The 22,090-nt window shown below is 45.2% G+C and carries 15 protein-coding genes and 1 pseudogene; 11 read left to right on the top strand and 5 right to left on the bottom strand.

Annotated elements, in window-relative coordinates; genetic code table 11:
• Window positions 1–35 precede the first annotated feature (35 nt).
• Both NDI44_RS20585 and NDI44_RS20590 read right to left on the bottom strand, forming a co-directional pair.
• Window positions 36–878, bottom strand: a complete 843-nt coding sequence (locus tag NDI44_RS20585; RefSeq protein WP_190411485.1) for an FAD-binding domain-containing protein — start codon at window positions 876–878, stop codon at window positions 36–38.
• Window positions 879–1,037: 159 nt separating this feature from the next.
• Window positions 1,038–1,721: an S-layer homology domain-containing protein gene (locus NDI44_RS20590; protein ID WP_190411457.1), complete on the bottom strand. Its 684-nt coding sequence runs from the start codon at window positions 1,719–1,721 to the stop codon at window positions 1,038–1,040.
• Between the two features lie 685 nt (window positions 1,722–2,406).
• Here NDI44_RS20590 and NDI44_RS20595 point away from each other — a divergent pair.
• From NDI44_RS20595 to NDI44_RS20615, 5 genes are all read left to right on the top strand, one after another.
• A complete protein-coding gene (locus tag NDI44_RS20595) occupies window positions 2,407–4,203 on the top strand; it encodes a serine/threonine-protein kinase (RefSeq protein ID WP_190411459.1) in 1,797 nt (598 codons plus the stop codon).
• Between the two features lie 216 nt (window positions 4,204–4,419).
• On the top strand, window positions 4,420–4,767 hold the full coding sequence (locus NDI44_RS20600) for a hypothetical protein (RefSeq protein ID WP_190411460.1): 348 nt from the start codon (window positions 4,420–4,422) through the stop codon (window positions 4,765–4,767).
• A 209-nt stretch (window positions 4,768–4,976) separates the two neighbouring features.
• Entirely contained in the window at window positions 4,977–7,190 is a 2,214-nt protein-coding gene (locus tag NDI44_RS20605; protein ID WP_190411461.1) for a polysaccharide biosynthesis tyrosine autokinase, read from the top strand.
• Between the two features lie 1,216 nt (window positions 7,191–8,406).
• Window positions 8,407–9,654 (top strand): glycosyltransferase family 4 protein, encoded by a 1,248-nt coding sequence (locus NDI44_RS20610; RefSeq protein WP_190411462.1) that lies wholly within the window; start codon window positions 8,407–8,409, stop codon window positions 9,652–9,654.
• A complete protein-coding gene (locus NDI44_RS20615) occupies window positions 9,651–10,838 on the top strand; it encodes a glycosyltransferase family 4 protein (RefSeq protein WP_190411463.1) in 1,188 nt (395 codons plus the stop codon). The genes NDI44_RS20610 and NDI44_RS20615 overlap by 4 nt, the downstream gene beginning before the upstream one ends.
• 691 nt (window positions 10,839–11,529) lie before the next feature.
• Here the strand turns inward: NDI44_RS20615 and NDI44_RS20620 are convergent.
• On the bottom strand, window positions 11,530–11,715 hold the full coding sequence (locus NDI44_RS20620) for a hypothetical protein (RefSeq protein WP_190411464.1): 186 nt from the start codon (window positions 11,713–11,715) through the stop codon (window positions 11,530–11,532).
• 375 nt (window positions 11,716–12,090) lie between these two features.
• Here NDI44_RS20620 and NDI44_RS20625 point away from each other — a divergent pair.
• Window positions 12,091–12,874, top strand: a pseudogene (locus tag NDI44_RS20625) (IS982 family transposase); the annotation flags it as partial.
• Window positions 12,875–13,034: 160 nt separating this feature from the next.
• On the opposite strand, the gene NDI44_RS20630 reads toward NDI44_RS20625, so the two are convergent.
• Both NDI44_RS20630 and NDI44_RS20635 read right to left on the bottom strand, forming a co-directional pair.
• Window positions 13,035–13,436, bottom strand: a complete 402-nt coding sequence (locus NDI44_RS20630; protein ID WP_190411465.1) for a hypothetical protein — start codon at window positions 13,434–13,436, stop codon at window positions 13,035–13,037.
• 57 nt (window positions 13,437–13,493) lie between these two features.
• Window positions 13,494–13,631 (bottom strand): hypothetical protein, encoded by a 138-nt coding sequence (locus NDI44_RS20635; RefSeq protein ID WP_190411466.1) that lies wholly within the window; start codon window positions 13,629–13,631, stop codon window positions 13,494–13,496.
• Window positions 13,632–14,505: 874 nt separating this feature from the next.
• Between NDI44_RS20635 and NDI44_RS20640 the strand changes: the two genes are divergently transcribed.
• The 5 genes from NDI44_RS20640 (at window position 14,506) to NDI44_RS20660 (ending at window position 21,849) form a co-directional block, all read left to right on the top strand.
• Window positions 14,506–15,906, top strand: coding sequence for an oligosaccharide flippase family protein (locus NDI44_RS20640; protein WP_190411467.1), 1,401 nt, complete (start codon window positions 14,506–14,508; stop codon window positions 15,904–15,906).
• 125 nt (window positions 15,907–16,031) lie between these two features.
• Window positions 16,032–17,324, top strand: coding sequence for an O-antigen ligase (locus tag NDI44_RS20645; protein WP_190411468.1), 1,293 nt, complete (start codon window positions 16,032–16,034; stop codon window positions 17,322–17,324).
• Window positions 17,325–17,429: 105 nt separating this feature from the next.
• Window positions 17,430–18,527 (top strand): glycosyltransferase, encoded by a 1,098-nt coding sequence (locus NDI44_RS20650; protein WP_190411469.1) that lies wholly within the window; start codon window positions 17,430–17,432, stop codon window positions 18,525–18,527.
• A 77-nt stretch (window positions 18,528–18,604) separates the two neighbouring features.
• The gene (locus tag NDI44_RS20655; RefSeq protein ID WP_190411470.1) at window positions 18,605–19,552 is read left to right on the top strand and encodes a glycosyltransferase; all 948 of its coding nucleotides are present in this window, start codon (window positions 18,605–18,607) and stop codon (window positions 19,550–19,552) included.
• Between the two features lie 119 nt (window positions 19,553–19,671).
• Window positions 19,672–21,849 carry a hypothetical protein gene (locus NDI44_RS20660; RefSeq protein WP_190411471.1) on the top strand — a complete coding sequence of 726 codons (2,178 nt, stop codon included), beginning with the start codon at window positions 19,672–19,674 and terminating at the stop codon, window positions 21,847–21,849.
• Window positions 21,850–22,090 lie beyond the last annotated feature (241 nt).

A 22,090-nucleotide genomic window follows, 5' to 3' on the forward strand; every position in this document is an offset into this window, starting at 1 on the left:
ACGCACTCAAAACTCGCGCACTCAAAACTCACGCACTACCGACGCTTCTTCCCGCGCTGAAAACTCTTGCTACCGCCACTTCGATCGAAGCTTTGAGCTTTAGGAAACAATCGCTTCTCTAGTTCATCGTAGCTGCCCTCGAAGTCACAATGACCGTACAGGGGGCATTGGCGGCAATAGACGCCATCCGTATAGCGTTCTAAGTTCTCCCGGTTAAAGAAATAAGGCTTTTGGCTAAAGGTGCTGGCAACCCACTGCCAGGAGAGATTATTGCTGGCTGGATCGCCATCCAGTAAGTGTTGCAGAAACCATCTTGCCCCGACTTGCCAACGAATCCGCCGCCAGTGAACTAGGTAAGCGGCTAGCCACATTCGCCCGTGGTTGTGCAGGTAGCCAGAGGAGTGCAAGTCGCGGCTAAAACTGTCAATACAGACCATGCCGGTGCTACTTTTGTCAACATCTTCCGGTAACTTTTCGGCATAGTCTTTGGCTGTGTAGCCTGTCTTGTAAGGCTCTTGATCTTCCCAAATGTCGTTTCCCAGCTTGGCATAGAGACGCTGCCAGTAATCGCGCCAGCCGAGTTCGTTGATGAGTTTTTGTGCGTCATCTCGGTTTTCCACTTTGTCCAGCACAGCATCCCGCACTTCTGCCAAGCTCAAGACGCCGTAGCGGAGATAGGGTGAAAGGCGCGTGACTGCGCCACTAAAAGAATTGCGCGTTTTGGCGTAACGGGCGGGATCTACTTGACTTAAGAAGGCTTCTGCGGCTTTACGTCCTCCTACGGTGGTAGCGATCGCGTCATCGCGTTCGGCGGCGGTAGGAAATTGTTCGCGGAGATAGGTAATTAAATCGTCGCGGCTGGCAAAATCTCGCCGCATATCTCGATTATTTGGCGTGGCGTTCATCGGTTAGCGATCGCTCCAAACTTTTCACTCCAAACTTATCGAGTGTAACAAGCCAGCCGCCTTCTGGCGCTCTTCAAAAGCAAAAAAGCCGTTTTCTCAAAGAAAACGGCTTTTTCGGAACTTATTCGGAACTTATTGGATTGGTAAGCTCGCTGGCGAAGGTAAATCTTCTTCCAACAGCGGTGCGGGTGCTTCTTGTCGTTCCAAAAATTTACTCAAGGCGTAAGCCATATCCCCTCTCGTCATCGGATTTAGGGGATTCAGATTGCCTTGTTCATCGGGATTAGCAAATCCCTCGTAAAGTGCAGTTGCCATTGATTTTTTAGCCCAATCCGGTATATTCCCGGAATCTGGATACTTCGCAAGAATTTTAGCAACGGTGTCATTCGGAAACTGAAATACACCGTGAGCTTGGGCAAAGATGGATAAAGCTTCAGCGCGATTGATTTTTTGGTTGGGGAAGAACATATCTCCCCGATATCCCTTCATAATGCCAGTTTTTAAAACTGTCTGAATATCGTTATATGCCCAGTGGGAAGAAGGTACATCTTGAACTGAAATAACTTCTTGTTTGGTGGCACCCGCTCGTTTGTCCAGTTTAAAAGTTTTGACCAAAATTGAGGCAAGTTCTGCACGACTGATGAATTGTTCTGAACGAAACTGTCCATCAGGATATGCAGTCATTAATTTGGCAGCAATCACCTGTTCGATGGGGTCAGATGGGGCGTCTGAAGCAGGTTGTGTTTGAGCAGAAACAACTGCTGGAAAACATTGTAGAAACCCCAATAGAGAAAGAGTGCCCAGGATCTGACGCATAATTAAAATCACTTTTCAGTTGCTAACTTCACTGTATAAACACTGTAACCAAATCTTCATCGCCCATTCGGGTCAATCCAAGCGGGGATGTTGGCAATAATGGTGACGAATCTGGAGTTTGCAAAGTTGCAAGCAGTGCTAACGTGGATGCTTCCGAGGAGCCGTTGCAAAAGTTGGCATTCGCTGGCGACGCTCCCGGCTAAGAGCGCATAGGAAGAAGGCGATCGCAACAATCAGCCTAGACACTCCCAACCTAAACAATCGGAACCTCTCGAATTATTAACTTCCTTAGAAATCGCCACATTCGCTTCTGATAGCTGTGTCATAATTACGATCCTTAGATATCAAGTTCTTAACTAGGTGTAGCTCACTCACTTTATTTTTATGAACTTTCACAGCGAAAACAGAAATTCCTACTCCTAAGCTGGTGAACTAGGATGAGAAGGGACAACTGGGAAAAGGGGCAAGATCAAGTCTCAAAAAAGGCGTACACCCACTTCCTTTATCTGCCATCCCTGGTTTGTTCGGATTGCGCGATCGCTTTGGCGTCTGCCGCAGTTAGCGGCTACTCGCTCTAGCATATGACCGCAAGTTAGCGGCTACTCGCTCTAGCTGCTCCCGTTAACTGCAACTGCTCGCGTAGCAGTTGCATAAACTCATTCAACCTGCGTTCGTTCTCTCACACATGAGCAACTTTCCAGACTTATCCAGCCACGGTTATCAGGTCGTCCGAGAATTAGGACACAACCGCGCCGGTGGTCGAGTAACCTACCTGGCGCTCAATCTGAAAACTCGGCAACCCGCTGTCATTAAACGGTTTCAGTTTGCTAAAATCAACGCCACCTGGTCAGACTACGACGCCTACCAGCGCGAAATTCAAGTGTTACAGGGACTGAATCATCCCGGAATCCCCCGCTACCTAGATTCCTTCCAAACATCCGATGGCTTTTGCATGGTTCAGGAGTATAAAAAAGCACCGTCTTTAGCCGTACCTCGTAGCTTCGACCCGGATGAAATTAAGAAAATTGCCGTCTCTTTATTAGAAATTCTTGTTTATCTGCAAAATCGCATTCCCACCGTTATCCATCGAGATATTAAACCCGAAAATATCTTGGTCGATGGCAACATCAATGTTTTTTTAGTTGATTTTGGTTTGGCTCGAATTGGGGATGGGGAAGTGACGATGAACAGCGTGGCGAAAGGAACTTTAGGGTTCATGCCGCCCGAACAATTATTTCATCGCCAACTCACTGAAGCCTCAGATTTATATAGTTTGGGAGCAACGCTGATTTGCTTATTAACTGGCATCAAATCTTCTGAGATTAGCCAGTTAATTGATGATGATTATCGAATTAATTTCAAGCATCTCGTTCCCAAGCTCAGTCTGCGGTGGATTGACTGGTTGCAAAAGATGGTGGAAATCAAACCAAAAGACCGCTATCCTAACGCAGCGATCGCCTTGGAAGCTCTCAAGCCTATCTATGTGATTCGCGTACCCGAAGCGAAGCTGAGTAAACCCATCCTAGAATTTAAGGCAAGAAAATTAGGTGAAAGGGTGACTCAAACAATCGCAGTTACGAACTCGATTCCTGATACCCTTCTGGAAGGAAATTGGGAAGTGGCACCCCACGAAAGCGATCCCCCCCATACACCAGATACTCACACTTGGATTTCTTTTGATTCCGTTAAGTTTGAGAACAATCAGGCGAAGTGTAAAATCAATGTGAATACCAGCCGGTTGATGGCAGATAAGACCTACGAGCGACATCTGTTATTACACACAAATTCTCTGCCAGAAACTCACGATATTACTGTTAAGATTCAGACTGCCCCGGTTCCGATTACGAACAAAAAACTACCTTATATCGCGCTCGCTTTACTGGTGACACTTGCTGCCTCGGCGGCTTGGATTGAGGGAATCGCTTGGGGCGGAACGATTGCCCAAGTTGGGGCGATGGGTGTGGTCATGGCTGGGTTTATCACGCTGTTTGTCGCTGCATTTGGTGTGGCAGCAGCGGCTACGGCGGCGGCTGGGGCTGTGTTTGTCGCTAAGCTTCTATCCAGGTATAAAGTTAAGTTTGCGGGTATAGACACGGTTGTAGCTTTGTTGGTTGCGGGAATTGTCGCTTTTTTTGTGACGGGTTTTGGCGAGCAATTTAGAGCGGCAAATTCGGCGGCGGTTGGGTTTGAAGCGGTGGATTTTGCTGTATTTATGGCTGGTTTTGGGGCGCAGAGTCTGGCAGTTAGTTGTTTGAAAAGAGGATTTAGTCCCAATCTCGCGATTGGGGTGTCGCTATTAGCAATGGCGTTAGGCATGACTTTAGGAGTTGGCTTCCAAGTTGGATTGCTAAATCCTTTGGTGATGGGCGCTGTTTTGGCAGTTGGTTTACCTTTGGGAACCATCTTGTTTTATCCCCCTTTTGAGCGGGCAAGGTTAATTGGTAACTATCGCAAGTTTGAGCAACATTTGATTAAGCCGTAGTCAGGCAATTTGGCTCACGCCGCGTGCAACTTTTTTTAGGGAGTTTAGGCAAAGGCTTTCAACCTGTCAAACAGGTTGAAAGCTTTAAGGTAAGAGATTTATCTTCAGGAGCGGGGACGGTTTCATTCACACACCAAGGATATTCATGCCGTGAATCCTGGCAATCATCCGATTTGTTCAGGCTGGTGGTAATCTCTTTGGCTAAAGAATAATCGGATGTTTATACAGATATCTCAGGATTTTGAGGGCGATCGCACAAAGCAGAAATATGTTCCCAGATATTTGTGCCAAATTAATCTTCCAGTCACTCCGGCAATCGTCCCAAAACTGCCTCCGATAGGACCTAAAATATTTCCGACTCAATTGTTTGAGTCATTCTATAGCGATCGCGCAGTTAATCCTGCTTTAAGGTGTAAGCTTAAGGTGCTTTCATCCAAAGCGATCGCACTTCTACTCTTTGCCATAGTCCGGTTGTCCGTCAGCATCAAAAAAATTTCGCAGCCCGCTTTTGTTAATCCCTCTTATCTAGAGCTACCAGCCGAATGCTACTGCATACAGCTTTAAGCTCATCCTTTCATTGATTAACAGTTTTTTTTATCACTCCAACTTTTACTAGCCTTGTTAGGATACAATTGTCGGCTGAGTAAGAACTACCAGATGCTGCCTCTCGATAAGCGAGGAAATAGTCTACACTGCAAGGACTCGCTTCTGGGAGCGGCTAATACACCTGCCTCCAAAACAACCTTATTACCACTCTCCTACACGAGCCTCTTATGGAAACTAGACAATACACAGAAGATATAGATTTTAAAAAATACTGGCTTATCCTCAAACGGCGTTGGCTACCCGCCAGTACCGTCTTTATATTTACAGTTGCACTCGCCGCCGCATTTGCGTTCTTAAAAAAGCCTACCTACGAAGCCGAAGGGAGGCTTTTGTTTAAGAAGCAAAATACGACTTCTGCTTTAGTCACAGAGGCGGGAGCAAAAATCGGACAGTTGGAACCGCTCAATGTCTTGAATACTCCTCTGGATACAGAAGCCGAGATAGTCCGTTCTGAGCCTCTGATACAAGAGACGATAAATTCTCTAAACCTAAAAGACAAAAAGGGAGATCCCCTAAAACCTGCTGATTTCCTAAAACAGCTTACGGTAAAAGGGATCAAAGGAACCGATGTTTTGCAGATATCCGTTAAAGGCAAAGATCCCCAGGAAGCTGCAAAGATAGTCAACAAACTGATGGATTTGTATCGCGAGAAGAATGTACTTAATAACCGCGCTCAAGCAGCGGCGGCTCGCGAATTTATTAGTAAGCAGCTACCGAAGACTGAAGCCACTGTTCGTCAAGCAGAAGCCGCTTTGCGTAGTTTCAAAGAACAGAATAACATTGTAGCTCTAGAAGAAGAAGGAAGCTCAGCCGTAAAAGCGATCGCAGAGCTAGACAGCAAAAAAGCGCAAACTCAAGCTGAACTTGAAGATGCAACTGCTAGAGTCGCCGCCTTCCAAAGTAAGATAGGACTGAATTCACAGCGGGCTATGGCTCTAAACTCGCTCAGCCAATCTCCCGCAGTTCAGCAAGTGCTGATAGAACTCCAAAAAATTGAAGGCGAGTTGACAGTTGAGCGCACCCGCTTTCAGGATGAAAACCCCAAAATAATTAATCTCGAAAGCAAACAAGCGGCATTAAAAGCTTTACTACAGGAACGGGTAGGAGAGATTGTTGGCACCAACCAACAAGTATCCGAAGCAAATTTACAAATTGGGGAACTTGAACAAAAACTGACCGCAGAGTTAGTCAACGCAGAAGTGCAACGCTTAGGTTTGGCTAATCAAGTGACTTTTTTATCTCGCGCTCAGGAGGCGTACAAACAAAGAGCGAACATTTTACCTAGATTGCAACAGGGTCAGCGGGATTTACAACGGCAAGTAGAAGCCGCGCAATCTACCTACCAAATTCTTTTGAAAAATCTTCAAGAGGTACAGATTGCGGAAAATCAAAATGTAGGCAACGCTAGTTTAATTTCCGCCGCTACAGTTCCAGAAAAGCCCGTAGGTACTCGCAAGCTAATAATCATAGCTGCCGGAATTGTTGCAGGCAGTCTACTTTATGTAATTACTGCTTTCCTTGTAGACCTGAAAGATCCAACTATCAAAACTGCCAAGGAGGTGCGGGAGTTATTTAAATATACTGTCCTGGGAATGATTCCTTCTTTGAAGAAAAAAGTTACTTTTCGCAGTAAGAAACTAGAAAGAATTCTTCCGCAGCTTCCTGTTAGAGATAATCCACATTCGGTTATCAGTGAAGCTTACCGTATGCTTCAGGCAAACTTGAAGTTTCTCAGTCCAGATCAAGAGCTGAAAGTCATTGCGGTGACAAGTTCTGTTTCTAAAGAAGGCAAGTCTACAGTTTGTGCCAACTTGGCTATCGCTATGGCTCAACTAGGAAGACGAGTTTTATTAATAGATGCGGATCTGCACCATCCCATGCAGCATCATATTTGGGACTTGACTAATGCAATTGGTCTGAGCGATGTCATCGTTAATCAAGCTGAGTTTGAGATGGCTGTGCGAGAAGTGATGGATAACTTGGATGTGCTTCCTTCTGGGGTGATTCCTCCTAATCCATTGGCTCTTGTTGACTCAAAGCGGATGGCTGGATTAATTGACAATTTTTCTAAAGACTACGATTTTATAATCCTTGATACGCCTCCAATTGTTCTGGTGGCAGATGCTCTGGCAGTAGGCAAGATGACTGATGGTATGTTATTGGTAGTTCGCCCAGGCGTGGTTGATACTGTCAGCGCTGCTGCTTGTAAGCAATTTTTGGTGCAATCAGGTCAGAAGGTCTTGGGCTTGGTCGTCAATGGTGTGATTGTGGAAAACGAACCTGATAGTTATTTCCACCATGCCAAGGCATACTACAAGGAAGATGCCAGTACGCCAAAAATGCTGACAGCGAAGGCTCCTAAAAATAGCGATCGCGCTTAAACAAGCATTAATCGATTACTTCTCTAGCTCGAACCATAAGCGTACCGTTGTAAGGACGTTCTATACGCTTATGGCGAATCCTCTTCTCCTAACCGTGTTCGGGGTAGGAGAATTTTGTTATGGGAAAAAGGCGAGTCCCCTTTCCGTGTAGAGAAGACCGCTGATATACACTTGCTTAAATGCGTTACGTTGATACCCCTCACCAATAGGACAACTAAGCAAATTCGCTCTTGCAGGCTGCTACTGCGGATCGGCAAAGAAATATCTTCTAGTAGAGAATATTAAATAAAATTGTATTTTTGCATAGTGGCTGTCAAATTACACTTTTAAATACAGACTTCATTAGCAGTTTATATCCGATGCCTCGGAAAGTTAATTGTAAAGTACGAAAGTACAATTTATACAATCAAGCGGTTTTACGTATAAACTCAGTTCGCATCTTCCATAAGGAGTATTCATAATTCCTACTTTTGATAGTAGTAATAGGCTTCGGAAAGTTAATCGTAAAGTACAATTCATCCAACTAAGTAATCTTACGTATAAACTCAGTCCGCATCTTCCATAAGGAGTATTCATAATTCCTACTTTTGATAGTAGTAATAGGCTTCGGAAAGTTAATCGTAAAGTACAATTCATCCAACTAAGTAATCTTACGTATAAACTCAGTCCGCATCTTCCATAAGGAGTATTCATAATTCCTACTTTTGATAGTAGTAATAGGCTTCGGAAAGTTAATCGTAAAGTACAATTCATCCAACTAAGTAATCTTACGTATAAACTCAGTCCGCATCTTCCATAAGGAGTATTTTATAACTCCTACTTTTGATAGTAGTAGTAGGAGTAACGAGTTCTCTTCTAGAGTGGTATTAGATTTAGTAAAAGCTTAGGAATGGCTGGGTCAGGGTTTTTCGGGTTTGGGAGAAATTATTGGGCAGTGTTAAAATTGAGCCATTTTTTGCCTTCATAGCGTCTTGAACCTCATTATAAAGTTGCCATGAAGTCAAGTGGGAAATTTGAGAACTTTCTGTAAAATCTGGCAAATTCAATTTACTTAAGTAGGGTTTTACAGTAATCTAAGCAATTATGAGGAAGAGAATCTCAGACTCTCAAGTCAGCTAAGCAATCATGCTGAAATAAATCTACTGACAGACTGCTTAATTAATCTTTGCCACAACAAAAAAACAACCAATACACCTAGCTATATATAGGTATTGTTATGCGTAAACCTGTTTTGACTATCTTCTACCAGTTCAATCCGAGTAGCATTAGCATCGGGGGTATACAAACAGTCATACGCACTTTTGTTAAATACGCTCCTAGCGAGTTTGAAATCCGGCTGGTAGGAACGGAGAACGATCCATCGCAACCCATAGGAGTATGGAGAGACGCCCAGTTGGCAGGCAGAGAGATCCGCTTTATGCCCTTGTTTTTTATAGAAAACGATAACTTTAAAAAATTAGTACCAACCACTATTAAATATACGGCTGCCCTTTTGGGTCGGAATTTGAGTTCGGATTTCATGCACTTTCACAGGCTGGAACCCACACTTTTTACTCGCAACTGGTCAGGAGAAAAGACTCTCTTTATTCACAACGATATTCAAAAGCAAATTAATTCTGCGGACAAAAAAAATGCGATTCTGTGGCAACGTTTTCCAGCAGCATATTTTGCTATCGAACGCTATCTTGTAAGTCAGTTTTCTCAAATCTTGTCGTGTAATACTGAATCGGTGCAACATTACCAGCAGCATTACCCAGAGATAGCAGAGCGCATTTCCTACGTCAAAAACACAGTAGATAACGAAATCTGCTACCCATTGACCTTAGATGAACGAGAGAAAGGTAGGCGCACACTTGCACAGCAGATGGGTTTAGCGGAAGATACACGCTTTATTCTATTTGCTGGTCGCCTTCACGCCCAGAAAGACCCCGTCTTGCTAGTCCGCTCCATTGCTGCCCTGAACGATTCAACTGTTCACCTCCTCATAGCAGGCGATGGAGACTTAAAGGATAAGCTACGTTCTGAGATTTCCCGCCTTGGATTATCCGGACAGGTAACGCTGCTGGGACCATTAGCCCAGGCAGAACTTGCACAGTTGCAACGTGTATGTAGTGTTTTTGTACTAACGAGCGCCTATGAAGGTCTTCCTATGGTCGTTCTCGAAGCACTTGCCAGTGGTACGCCAGTGGTGACAACCCAATGCGGCGAAACTCCAAACCTACTCACTACTGATAGTGGAGTGGTGTGCGAGGAGCGATCGCCAGCCGCAATTGCAGATGCCTTGCGGAAGGTACTGCACAACGGTGGAGATTATCCAATCGAGGCGTGCGTTAAAGCTGCCAAACCTTACAGTGCCAAGACTGTCGTGGGTGATATCTACAGCGATATGCTAAGCCGCTGGCAACAGCGGAATTTGTCTACTAGCCAGATTAATCAAAAAACTTTTACCGGGGTTTCGCCATGAAAATTGCCGTAATTGGAGCAAAAGGGTTGCCTGCTAAACAGGGTGGTATCGAGCACCACTGTGAAGAAATTTATTCACGGGTTGTAGAACAGGGTCATGAAGTGGATTTGTTTGCCCGTTCCTCATACACTGGAGATGTTTCGCTCAGCCACTATAACGTTCATGGTGTGAAGGTTGTTTCCATACCCAGCTTGAATATCAAGGGAATGGATGCTCTGTTGAGTTCGGCGCTGGGAGCGATCGCTTGCAATGCGAAGCGTTATGATATCGTTCACTTCCATGCTTTAGGACCAGCCCTCTTTACTTGGCTACCCAAAATTGCTTCCTCGGCAAAAGTTGTTGTTACCTGTCATGGCTTAGATTGGCAACGTGCCAAATGGAACAAAGCTTCTAGCGACCTAATCCGTCGCGGCGAACGTGCTGCTGTCCGCTTCTCTGATAGCATGATCGTCGTCTCAGAGGAACTGCGCTCATACTTTAAGGAAACTTACGGTAAGGAGACAATTTATATTCCTAACGCACCCTCAAATATGGGTGATTCAGACCCTACTTTTAGCTATGGAACTTCGCTAGGTCTGGAACAGGGACGCTATATTCTATTTTTAGGTAGGCTCGTACCGGAAAAGTGCCCTGACTTACTCATCAAAGCCTTCCAAAATCTTCAGCAAGAAGGATGGAAACTCGTCATGGTGGGCGGTACCAGCGATACCAATGAGTTCACCTCGGAGATCACCGAGATGGCGGCGAATAACAAGAACATCATATTCACAGGTGAACTTAGAGGTCCCCGTCTTGCAGAAATCCTTCGGGGTGCGGGATTGTTTGTACTTCCTTCTGAGTTGGAGGGATTACCTCTATCAATGTTGGAAGCAATGCAGGAAGGTGTTCCCGTACTCGGTAGTGACATTCCCGTGCATCAGCAATTGATTGGCAAAAACCGAGGGATGCTTTTCCAGGTAAAAAATGTAGACTCCTGCCTCCGCAGCTTGGAATGGGCAATCAATCACCAGAATGAATTGGCGGTAATGGCTAAAAACGCCCAGAGTTATGTGCAAGCACACTATACCTGGAACCAGATTACTAGCGAAACATTGGAGTTGTACAGAACACTCACCGCCCTTGCTCCACTAGACAACGAAAACGGCAAACGAATTCCAGTTCCATCAGACCTGGTCAAGGCTTAAAAGCGCTGTTGCATTTCTAAATTGTCAATATAACTTAATATTTTCCTGCCAGGTGATAGGGGCGCACAAATAGCTGTACGCCCCTACTATTTTTTGTCTTTATATTATCTTTATATTTTTTTTACACAAAATAGCCATTAACACTCACTTCACCAGTGTTATAAGCGCGACACACATATTTACATTCAATTACGTATTTACTAGCAGCATTCAGTTAAAAAACTTAGCTTTCAGGACAAAATCAGAAAAACATCCTTTAATTTATTTGTAGAAAAATATACTTAAAGCGTCTCCGTATGTTTTCGGGTTTATAAAGGAGTTCTTTACAAAAAATTCAAAAAATTCACTGATGTCAAGACCCTGTAGTGTTTCATATCCTAGAGGGGTAAACAAAACTATTTACCAAAATGAACGCCTTTATCAAAAAACTAATTTCTACAAGCGTCATGTTTCTCTTCACGGCTGCTGGTTTCGTAGTATTGGCATTTTCGGTAGTCTTGATGACGGTTGAATCCCTCGTCTCGTACGTGTTGTCACAAGTAACAGCACTACAAAATCATTCTTTAACAGAACGTGTTACTAGCGTGAAAGAACCGTCTTCTGTTAAAGGCTAATGCCTTGGTACTTTTCGGGTAAATTTAACCAGTATTCAGGGGCGAATTGCGTGTACGGGCGCGGAAGATAAAGCAGCCTACTCCTTGGAATCGTCAGGAGTTCCGTAGTAGATGCCCCTGCCATTGGTACCAACGAAAACCAAGCCAAACTGTTGCCAACTCGCCTCCATCGCATTTGGCTCGCCAGGGATGGGATTTTGGCTAGAACCAATGCTTATCCAAGTTTTGCCTCTGTCGAGAGAACGAAAGATTCCCTCGCCCATACCAGAAATTTTTCCATACAAATAAAGCGCTGGAGTTGTCCTTCCGGTCTGCGGTTTCCCGAAAGTAAACAAATGCGCCTTTTCTACTGAAGGCAGCTTAGCAAACGTTTTGCCACCGTCTGTGGAGTGGAATAAACCTTCCTAGTCTAAGCTGAGCCAGACTTCATTTTTCGCATCTGGAACTGTTTTCAGCGCATACGAATAGTAGTCACTCCTAATATTGGGAATCGATGAGTTGACAACGCTAAAGGATGCACCTTGGTCAGTGCTGCGGTAAACTTTGCTGTCGCTGTAATAGTAACGTGAGTTCGGGATAAGGAAGGGTGGAACAGATACAGTTGAAAGTACCTAATTCTCAACCCATCTGACCACCCTATGCTTAGTCTAGAAGCCTTGTTTTGCCATGTCGATGATTTTTGCCGATGGTTTGAACCGCAGTGGCAACAACGCCTGTTGGGTGAAGGGTTACAGCGTCGTTCCCGCTCCCGCAGTTTGAGTTTAAGCGAGATCATGACGATCTTGATTGCCTTCCATCAATCGGCGTATCGCAATTTCAAGTGGTTCTATACCCAGTTTGTCTGTCGTTACTGGCGCAACGCCTTTCCTCAATTAGTCAGCTACCAACGCTTCGTGGAATGGATGCCCTCCACCCTGATTCCACTGTGCGCCTACCTGCGCCACTGAAGAAGGCAACTGTACGGGCATCAGCTTTATCGATTCGACCAGCATCAAGGTCTGCCACAACTGTCGCATCGCCTCCCACAAAGTGTTCAAGTCCCTAGCCGCGAGGGGCAAAACATCGGTGGACTGGTTCTTTGGGTTTAAGCTGCACCTAGTGGTCAACGAGCATGGGGAGTTGCTTAACGCGCTCCTCACTCCGGGCAATGTGGATGACCGTCAGCCTGTCCCCCGATTGCTGCAACAGCTCTTTGGTAAGGTGTTTGGTGACCGGGGTTATGTCTCCCAAAAACTCGCCCTTCAGCTATGGCAAGACTGGAGCATTCACCTGGTGACCAAGCTCAAACGGAATATGAAAAACCGCTTGATGAGCTTGGCAGATAAGCTGCTCCTGCGGCGACGAGCCATCATTGAATCGGTAATTGACCAGTTGAAGAACATTTCTCAGATTGAGCATTCTCGTCACCGTTCGCCGGTCAACTGAAGAGTCAACTTGGTCTGCGGGTTGATTGCCTACTGCCACCAGCCCAAGATAACCGTCCCTCCTACCCGATGCCTTTTTGCCTGAGTCTATTTAACCCGAACTCACGTTAATAGTAAAAAGTATTTCCATCTACTTTATTCGCCACCAAGGGCTGATCTCAATACCAGGGACCTTCTGAGCAATTTGGTAGTCCAGACACTGCACTCCCTGAAGCGCCGCCATTAGTGGTGCGTAGGGGTAGAGCTTTACTTACAGCTACAACGAACAAGTTTGGATTAGTTGCCGATATCGCTACGCGCAGTGGCATTGATGCCGGAAACGACGCAAACTTCTTCCAGGTTAATCCACCGTCTGTTGAAGTTGCTCCTGTAGAAGTTGAGTTCCACCTTGAACCGCCAACGCGGACAAGATGCCAACGCTCTTTGTAAGCGTTGGGGATAAAGTTGCGACTTTCGCCCATTGTCGCGCCTGCATTCGAGGATCTCCACACCCCATCGTGCCGCGAATCAAAGAAAATAATGTTGGAGTTAGCCGGATTGAGAGCTAGTCTTTTTCCCACCCAGCAATGCTCAACATTACTGTCTATCCCTAAGTTTATGTTTAGTTTAGTCCAGTTTTAACCTCGCTCTGTGGACTTAAAGATTGATCCTTTAGGTTGCCACTGGGAGTATTTACCTGCTGCCATGTAAACGATATTTGGGTTGATGGGATCTGTTGCGATCGCTTCTTCCCCGTAATATGTTTTCTCTTTCATTGTGAAGCTGTCATGTAATCGAATGCAGGTTTTATCTTCGGCATTCCAGCGATAAAAGCCACCAACGTCGGTTCTGATCTAAACCAGATCCTTTTGTGCGTTGTAAGTATAAACACCTGTAACAAACCCTCTACTGCCTATCGACACGTTAGCCCAGCGACGTAGGAAGTGGGTGCCATCAGTACGGACACAAGATCCGCGCCTACAATCGGCTGTTGGTTGCTACCTATTGCTACTAGCAGTACACCCAAGCATAGTGCCAATAAACACAGGAGCCACAGCCCGATGGAGAAGTTTTAATATCATGATTGCCTAAACACTGGTAAGATTACAGACATTTTGCAGAGAATAATGTAAGTTATCTATTTCATAAAGTTGAAGTTCTAATGAAGAATTATCAAGCCTTCCATAGCTCAATGCCAAATGTGTAAATATTCAGTGTCTTTATAAAAGCTTTAAACTTTGGGGGGGAATTCTCACAAATCCACACTGTTGTCTGTGGTAAATTAAATTTGCTTGCTTAAAAAGAGATTGGCACCCAAGTACGATCGCTTTAACTGTTGCTGAGATATTTTTGCCAATCTGTACTAGCGTTAGTAGCAATTGACTATTTATTCAATGAAATATGCTGACGACCTTAGAAGGCCGTCTACTGATGCAGTAGCGATGAACCAAGGCAAACTAAGGAGAAAAATGTGCTGGAGCTGAGCCACCTGCTCAAAAAATTGATGAGCATTCTACCGATTTTCCCGCATCTTGCGCCGCTAAAGACTCCCAAGCTGCGATCGCTATCTATAAATCTCTTTTTCTGGAAGTCTTCATTGGTAGAACATCAAGGATTTCTCCGTAATATTTGCTACTTTGAGGGTCAAGCATGAACCTGAAAACGCAAGTCATGCGGGGAGGAGTCTACCTGGTACTGCGTCAGGGACTGGGAGTATTCATCAGTCTGGCAGGAGTGATGCTAGTTACCAAAGTCATAGGACCGGAGAAATACGGTCTCTATGCTGCCACCATCAGTATATTTTTGTACCTTCAGATGCTCAGCCAGCTAGGCATTGAAGTTTATCTGGTGCGGCGGGAAGGGGAAGAGGAACTCGGAGTATATCACCAAGCTTTCACCCTGCTGTTGCTGCAAGCGTTTACAGGAATGCTTTTAGCTTTTTTGGCGCTTCCCTTAGTAGAAAGCTGGGTGAATATCCAAGGGTTTCGCCCGGTAGCGCAAGTCTTGTTTCTGGGACTTCCCGTCGTTCTCCTCAATCAAGTCCCGATGGCTCGGCTAGAGCGCAATCTAGATTACAAGCGGGTAGCTTTAATTGAACTTCTCGGTCAGTTAGTTTACTACGTGATAGCCTTTCCAATGGCTTTTCGGGGAGCCGGAGTTTGGGCGCTGGTGGCTGGATGGTGGCTACAGCAAGTTCAAACTCTAGCACTACTCTACTGGAGTGCCGGATATCGTCCCCGCTTTGCTTGGAATTGGGTTTTAGTTAAGCAGATGCTGGGATACAGCATCGGATTTTCCACCTCAGTCTGGGTGTGGCAACTACGTACTCTGATCAACCCCCTGCTAGTAGGTAGATACGCTGGTGCCGAGGCAGTGGGATATGTAGCCCTAGCCATCCGGATCATCGACATTCTCAGTTTCGTAAAAACCGCAACGTGGCGGATTTCCATTGCCACCTTGGGGCGCTTGCAGGGAGATCGAGAGCGGTTACGCAGAGCTGTCACTGAGGGCATGGGTCTTCAGATATTAGCTTTAGGACCCCTGCTCGTAGTAGTCAGCTGGGCTTTGCCTGTGCTTATTCCATTGGTGTTTGGCGATCGCTGGCTTCCTGTAGTGGCGATCTATCCTTATATCGCCTTGAGCAATCTGACCAACTCCATGTTTAATATGCATTCCTCAACCCTCTACGTTTTGCGGCGGAACTGGGAAGTTACAGTTTTTCACATCGTGTATATGGCTCTTTTTGTAGGAGCAGCATTCGTGCTGTTACCCCGCTTGGAATTAGTGGGATACGGCTGGGCTGAGGTGGCGACTTTAGCGAGTTATATTGTCATCCACTTCTACCTAGTGCGGGACATTGGCAGTCCTGACTATCGATTGGCTGGCTTGTGGTGCGGGACCTTTGGAATAGCTTTGTTTGCCTACCAGTTAGGATGGTGGGTAGTTTTGGGCTTAGTAGTCGTGGCATTGTTGCCCAGTACCCAGCAGAAGCTGAGAGATTATATTAAAAGTATCAAAGGAGTAAAGCAGGAAAAATCATCCGAAGCTTAACGCCACCTTCAACAAAAACTGCATCATCCTAGAAACTTGTCAAAAGTCATTTTCTCCCCCCTCACCCGACTGAAAAGACCTAGACTTGAGTTGAATTCTAGATACTTTTACCACCCTCTAAAGTCGTGAATCCACTCCTAAATTTCGCTGAAAAGAGATTCTCGGTTCTGGCGCTGCTAGTGTTCTCAGGATTATTAAACTTTGCCAGCTTAAACAATGCGTCGGAGGGAACAGCTGGCTACGCTGTTTATGTTCCTTCTGTGTTTGACAAGATTATATCGCTGCTACAGTTGGGAGTCTATGCCGGGACAATTTTCTTTATTATTGCCCGGTTCAAAAGTGTTGTTCGTCCAGCTTTGAGAGACGTTTTCTTATGGGGTTTAGTCGCAACAATTGTAATCTCATTTTTTTGGTCTGATTTTCCGCCTATTTCTAGAAAAGCTGGCATCAATGTGTTACAAACAACCTTGTTTGGACTGTATTTTGCTTCGCGCTATACCTTGAAAGAGCAAGTACGCATAATAGCGTGGGCGCTGGGTATAGGAGCAGTAATTACCGTAATGTACACCCTAGTTTTTCGGGGAGGTGGAATAGAAAGCGGAACTCATGCAGGAGCTTGGCGGGGGCCTTTGTTACACAAAAACCTCTTGTCTCGCCTGATGCTGGTACCAGCATTGTCTACCTTACTTGTGGCTCTGAACGTTCGCAAATATCGTTACTTGGTATGGGGTGTTTGTGGTATTTGCGTTGGCGTGATTGTACTTACAACTTCAAAAACTGCTTTAATCATCTTCTTGACTTTGATAATTCTCTTGCCTTTTTACAGCGCTTTACGGTGGAGCGACAACTTAGCTATTCCCTTCTTCATTACATTGATATTAATCGGTGGAAGTCTAGCTACATGGGGCGTGGCAAGTTGGGATAACTTGCTGTTTAGCTTAGGCAAAGATCCTACCCTCAGCGGTCGTACAGAGATTTGGGATGCTGTAATAGAAAAAATCTGGGATCGCCCTTGGTTAGGCTATGGTTATCAGGGATTTTGGCTGGATGGAGGGGAGTCGGAATATGTTTGGCGTGTACTTCGCTACAAGGTATACCACGCTCACAATGGCTTTTTAAACTTGACGGTTGATCTCGGCTTTGTAGGGATATTCTTCTTTGGGCTTAGTATTATTTTCACCTACTTTAGAGCCATCAAATGGGTGCGTTCGACTAAAGAACCAGAAGATTTATGGCCCATAACCTACGTGACGTTTTTACTAATGTATAACTATACCGAAAGTACAATTGTAGAACCGCACTCTCTGTTTTGGATATTGTATGTATCAGTAACTTTATCATTGAAGCGCCTCCCAATGTCGAATATTAGGCCATTTGAACCAGAGGAAAGAAAGGAAGGATTAGTTGAAACAACCTAGTAATGTTAGCAATAAATTTACCAACTTTCTCAAGTAACCCTTCCCTTAACTCCTCCCCAGAGAGCGGGAATTAGGGAATAGAAGTATTTTCAACCTCAAATAAAAATGTCTAGCCTAACAATTTTTCTCACTTCCCTATATGGCGGTGGCGCTGAGAGAGTCCTCGTTAATTTGGCTCGTGGTTTTGTCGAACAAGGCTTAAGCGTAGACTTAGTTTTAGTTAAGGTGGAAGGACCTTATCTGTCTCTAGTACCGCCAGAGGTGAGAATTGTGGACTTGAAAGGTAAGCGGCTGCTATCAAGTCTCCCCGCCTTGGTACGCTATCTGAAAGAAAATAAACCTACAGCTTTGCTTTCGGCTTTGGAAGATACGAATATAGTGGCTTTGTTGGCTCGAAGGCTGGCTGGTGTATCTACAAGAGTGGTAGTGAGCGTACATAACACCCTGTCTCAGGAGGCGCAAAACTCTAAGCAGCTGAAAAGGCGAATTGCACCTTACTTGGTACGCTGGTTTTACCCGATGGCTGATGCAGTTGTTAGTGTGTCTCAAGGGTCGGCTGATGATTTGGTGCATCTAGGATTAGCAAAAGAGCAAATCAAAGTTATTTACAACCCAGTTGTTACCCCGGATCTGTTCAAAAAAGCCAGTGAACTTGTGGAACATCCTTGGTTTGAGCCGGGACAGCCTCCGGTGATTTTGGGTGTGGGACGCCTGGAAAAGCAGAAAGACTTTCCTTCTTTGATTCGCGCCTTTGCTCAAGTGCAACAACAGCGTCCGGCGCGGCTGATGATTTTAGGGGAGGGAACGGAGCGATCGCAGCTTGAAGCTTTGGTGCAGGAATTGGGTATAGCATCGAATGTGGCTTTACCTGGGTTTGTGGCGAATCCCTATGCTTATATGGCATCTTCAGCAGTATTCGTCCTATCTTCTTTATATGAAGGATTGCCTACTGTACTCATTGAGGCGATCGCTATGGGAACCAGGGTAGTTTCTACCGATTGTCCTAGCGGACCAGAAGAGATTTTAGCAAACGGAAAGTACGGTCAGTTAGTCAGTGTTGGAGATGTCAAAGGTTTAGCAGAAGCGATCGCGACTACCTTAGATAAGCCTTCTGACTCGGAAGCACTGCGGCTAAGAGCTGATGAGTTCTCCCTGGAAAAGTCTGTAGCACAGTATCGGCAAGTATTGGGTATTGATTCATAGGCATTGCTGTGTTCTTCCCAAGCTTGCTGCTATAACTGTCACTACTCAAACCAGACGCTCATAACAACACTAAAAGTATGAACAGCAATCCTAAAGTTAGTATCGCCATTAATAACTACAATTATGCTCGTTTCCTATCACAGGCAATTGATAGCGCCCTCAGCCAAACCTATCCCCACGTCGAGGTAATTGTGGTGGACGATGGTTCTACTGACAATTCACGAGAAGTTATTGCCAGTTATGGCGATAAAATTCTCCCGGTGCTAAAGGAAAATGGGGGACAAGCTTCAGCTTTCAATGCAGGCTTTGCCGCGAGTAAAGGAGATATTGTTTGCTTTTTGGATGCTGACGACACTTTTGTACCTGAAAAAGCAGAAAAAGTAGTAGAAGCATTAGGCGATCGCCCAGATTTAGGTTGGTGTTTCCATCCTCTTAAATTTGTGGACGAAAAGTTAGTGGAAATAAATGATAAAAAACTTAAAACCAGTCCCGATTTATTCCGCGAGTACGATTTGACACAGTTAACGAAAAGTGGCAGATTCTACAAAAACTTTCCTTACCCCTCTACCTCTGGTCTTTGCTTGAAACGGTCACTTTTACAACAAATTCTGCCAATGCCGGATAAAGCAGGAAGCACTTTGCTCAATGATGCTTTTTTAATTTTTAGCTCATTAGGGCTAAGTAAAGGGATCGTTTTGGATAAGGAATTAAGTCTTTATCGGGTACATGGGAAGAACGCCAATGCTATCGGAAAAGAGACTAAGGGGAAATCAAAAGACTATCAGAAGCGAACCGCCAAGATCAATATCCTTTTAGGCTATTGGATAGGAGTCAAATTCTCATCATTTTATGAGTTTTCTAACCACATGATGGCGACAGGAATGGGTGTGTATCTCCGGAATGGAGAAATGGATGCGGAGTTTAAAAAACTTGTTAAAAATCATCTTGCCACCGTAAAACCGATAGATAAACTAAAAATCTATATGAGAGCTTTCTATAATTTTGTAAAAAATCCTAAATATTAAACTTAAGCAATATAACTTCTCGTACACCATCAATTTACTAGGAATGAAATCGGGAATGAACAGAGACTTACACAAATAATTCATTGGGGTTCATCTGTGTTTATCTTTGGTTATAGATTATGAAAATACCAAAATTTATCGCTTTGACTGGTTTGCCTATTTTGGTGGGAATTATTGCTGCGTGTGCCACTAGCAACCAACAACCGCAAACATACAAAAGCCTTGGCATAGCATCTGTAGCCGCAGCACCCATCTACTCGATCGGGGGAAATGGATATCGCTGGGCTAACGTTTCTATAGGTGGAGGTGGGTTTGTTACAGGTGTCTACCCCCATCCTTTAGAAAAGGATCTTGTTTATATCAGAACTGACGTTGGTGGTTTTTATCGCTGGAATGCAGCAGATAAAAGTTGGATTCCTTTAAATGACAGCTTTCCACTTGCCCAAAAAACTTATTACGGGGGAGAAGCACTAGCCGTCGATCCAAATGATGCGAATATTGTCTACATGGCGGCAGGCAAATACTCCCAGTGGGAGCCAAAGGGGTCAATTTTCAAGTCTAGCGATCGAGGAAAAACTTGGACTAAGTTGAAGATAGACTTAGGGATGGACAGCAACTCCGAAGAGCGGTGGGCAGGAGAAAGGTTAGCTGTCGATCCGTCTAACTCTAAAGTAATCTTTTTTGGTTCGCGGCACGATGGGTTGTGGAAGTCGTCTGACGCGGGGGCGACATGGGCTAGAGTTACTTCTTTTTCCCCAAATCTGACAAAAGGAATTGGAATTTTAGGCATTGCGTTTGACAAGCGATCGCCCGGTTTAGTCTACGCGAATGTCTATGGAGATGGAATCTATAAATCTACTGACACGGGTAATACTTGGAGCAAAATCCAGGGAAGCCCGACACAGGCACAGCGAATGGCCGTTTCCAGCAACGGTATTCTTTACGTTACGCACAAATCAGGAGTTAGCAAATATGCTGGTGGAACCTGGAGTAACATCACTCCAGATGGCAAGCCAGCGTTTTTCAATGCCTTGGGTGTTAACCCAAGGAATCCCAATCATTTAGTAGTATCTTTAGGTCAAATAACTAGCAAAATCCTCTATAGTTCCTTAGATGGGGGAGCGACTTGGACAGAAAAAAAGGCAAATATAAACCACACGGTTTCTTGGTGGCATGATGCCATGTTTGAATCGTGGGTTTCAGCAATTGAATTTGACCCGAAAGTACCGGGAAAAGTTTGGTTGACGAATGGTTCTGGAATTTGGCAAACAGACAATATCAATGCCAATCCGGTGACTTGGGCTAACTATCAGCAAGGACAAGAAGAGATAGTCGCTTTCGCCCTAGCTGCACCTCCAAAAGGTGCTGTGTTATTAAGTGGTGTAGCCGATGTAGACGGTTTCAATCACAACAATGGGCTTAATTCTTATCCATCGAAAAGGATGGGCGGTATCGGACCTTGGCCTCAGCATACTTACGGTATTACCTACTCTGAAAGCGACCCGTCGCGGGTGGTGCGGGTTGGTGGTGTGGAGTGGGAACCAATTCACAATGGCGGAACAACTTCGACAGACGGCGGATTGACTTGGAAGAAGTTTGGGTCATTTCCCTCAAAGGCAATGCCGTTGCGCGTAGCTATATCGGCAAATAACCCAAACAATTTTGTCGTGACTCTCAGCGAGGCTCAGCCGATACAGACAACTGATGGCGGCGCGTCATGGAGTAAAGTGTCGGGGCTACCTAATGGGGCTAAAGGCCCCTGGTATTGGGGTGAGCCGTTGGCCGCAGATAAAGTAGATGGCAACACGTTTTACTATTACAGCGAAGGCAAAGTTTATCGCAGTACTGATAGGGGCGCATCGTTTCAGGTTGTTAACTCATCGATTAAAAGCGAGTATTGGGCAGATTTGTGGTGCAGGCTGAAAACAGTTCCGGGTGTGAAAGATGAGGTGTGGCTTAGTCTGGACTGGAATGGTTTGTACCGTTCAACAGACGGTGGCAAGACTCTGACTAAGCTGCCTTCAGTAGAGAGGGCACATTTGTTCGCCTTCGGGAAACCGCCGGATGGCAGCACGACTCCGGCACTTTATCTGTATGGAAAAGTTGCTGGCATGGGCGAGGGAATTTTTCGGTCTCTTGATAGAGGCCAAACTTGGACGAGCATTGGCTCTCAAGAGAATCCTATCGGTGGTGAGCCAAATGTGATGGAGGCGAGTTGGCAGCAGTTTGGGCTGGTGTTTATCGGTACCAATGGTAGGGGCATCTACTACGGAAAACCAGATGATTCCTCTGGATAGGCGGCTTCATCTTCCACGCGGGCGATCGCACTCCGTCACTGAAAGTTTGCTTTTTCCCGCTCCCAGCCTCCAACTTGAAACGCCTGTGATGAGGCTGAGCCTCATCGCAGGCGTCAGCTTTTTTAATTAACGTGAGTTCGGGATAAGAGAGGGGCAAAACAGATAGGCTGAAAGCGCGAATTCTCATCCATCTGCTTACCCCATGTTCAGTCTAGAAGACCTGTTCTGCTCCGTCGATGAT

It is taken from the genome of Trichocoleus sp. DQ-A3 (genome assembly GCF_039961975.1).
GTDB lineage: Bacteria > Cyanobacteriota > Cyanobacteriia > Cyanobacteriales > FACHB-T130 > FACHB-T130.

Bases quoted from the DNA above. Each gene is read 5' to 3' on its own strand.
- NDI44_RS20620 (WP_190411464.1), bottom strand. From the start codon at position 11,715: ATGGGCGAGGGAATCTTTCGTTCTCTCGACAGAGGCAAAACTTGGATA.
- NDI44_RS20615 (WP_190411463.1), top strand. From the start codon at position 9,651: ATGAAAATTGCCGTAATTGGAGCAAAAGGGTTGCCTGCTAAACAGGGT.
- NDI44_RS20595 (WP_190411459.1), top strand. From the start codon at position 2,407: ATGAGCAACTTTCCAGACTTATCCAGCCACGGTTATCAGGTCGTCCGA.
- NDI44_RS20640 (WP_190411467.1), top strand. From the start codon at position 14,506: ATGAACCTGAAAACGCAAGTCATGCGGGGAGGAGTCTACCTGGTACTG.
- NDI44_RS20660 (WP_190411471.1), top strand. From the start codon at position 19,672: ATGAAAATACCAAAATTTATCGCTTTGACTGGTTTGCCTATTTTGGTG.
- NDI44_RS20610 (WP_190411462.1), top strand. From the start codon at position 8,407: ATGCGTAAACCTGTTTTGACTATCTTCTACCAGTTCAATCCGAGTAGC.
- NDI44_RS20650 (WP_190411469.1), top strand. From the start codon at position 17,430: ATGTCTAGCCTAACAATTTTTCTCACTTCCCTATATGGCGGTGGCGCT.
- NDI44_RS20605 (WP_190411461.1), top strand. From the start codon at position 4,977: ATGGAAACTAGACAATACACAGAAGATATAGATTTTAAAAAATACTGG.
- NDI44_RS20585 (WP_190411485.1), bottom strand. From the start codon at position 878: ATGCGGCGAGATTTTGCCAGCCGCGACGATTTAATTACCTATCTCCGC.
- NDI44_RS20590 (WP_190411457.1), bottom strand. From the start codon at position 1,721: ATGCGTCAGATCCTGGGCACTCTTTCTCTATTGGGGTTTCTACAATGT.
- NDI44_RS20600 (WP_190411460.1), top strand. From the start codon at position 4,420: ATGTTTATACAGATATCTCAGGATTTTGAGGGCGATCGCACAAAGCAG.
- NDI44_RS20655 (WP_190411470.1), top strand. From the start codon at position 18,605: ATGAACAGCAATCCTAAAGTTAGTATCGCCATTAATAACTACAATTAT.
- NDI44_RS20635 (WP_190411466.1), bottom strand. From the start codon at position 13,631: ATGAAAGAGAAAACATATTACGGGGAAGAAGCGATCGCAACAGATCCC.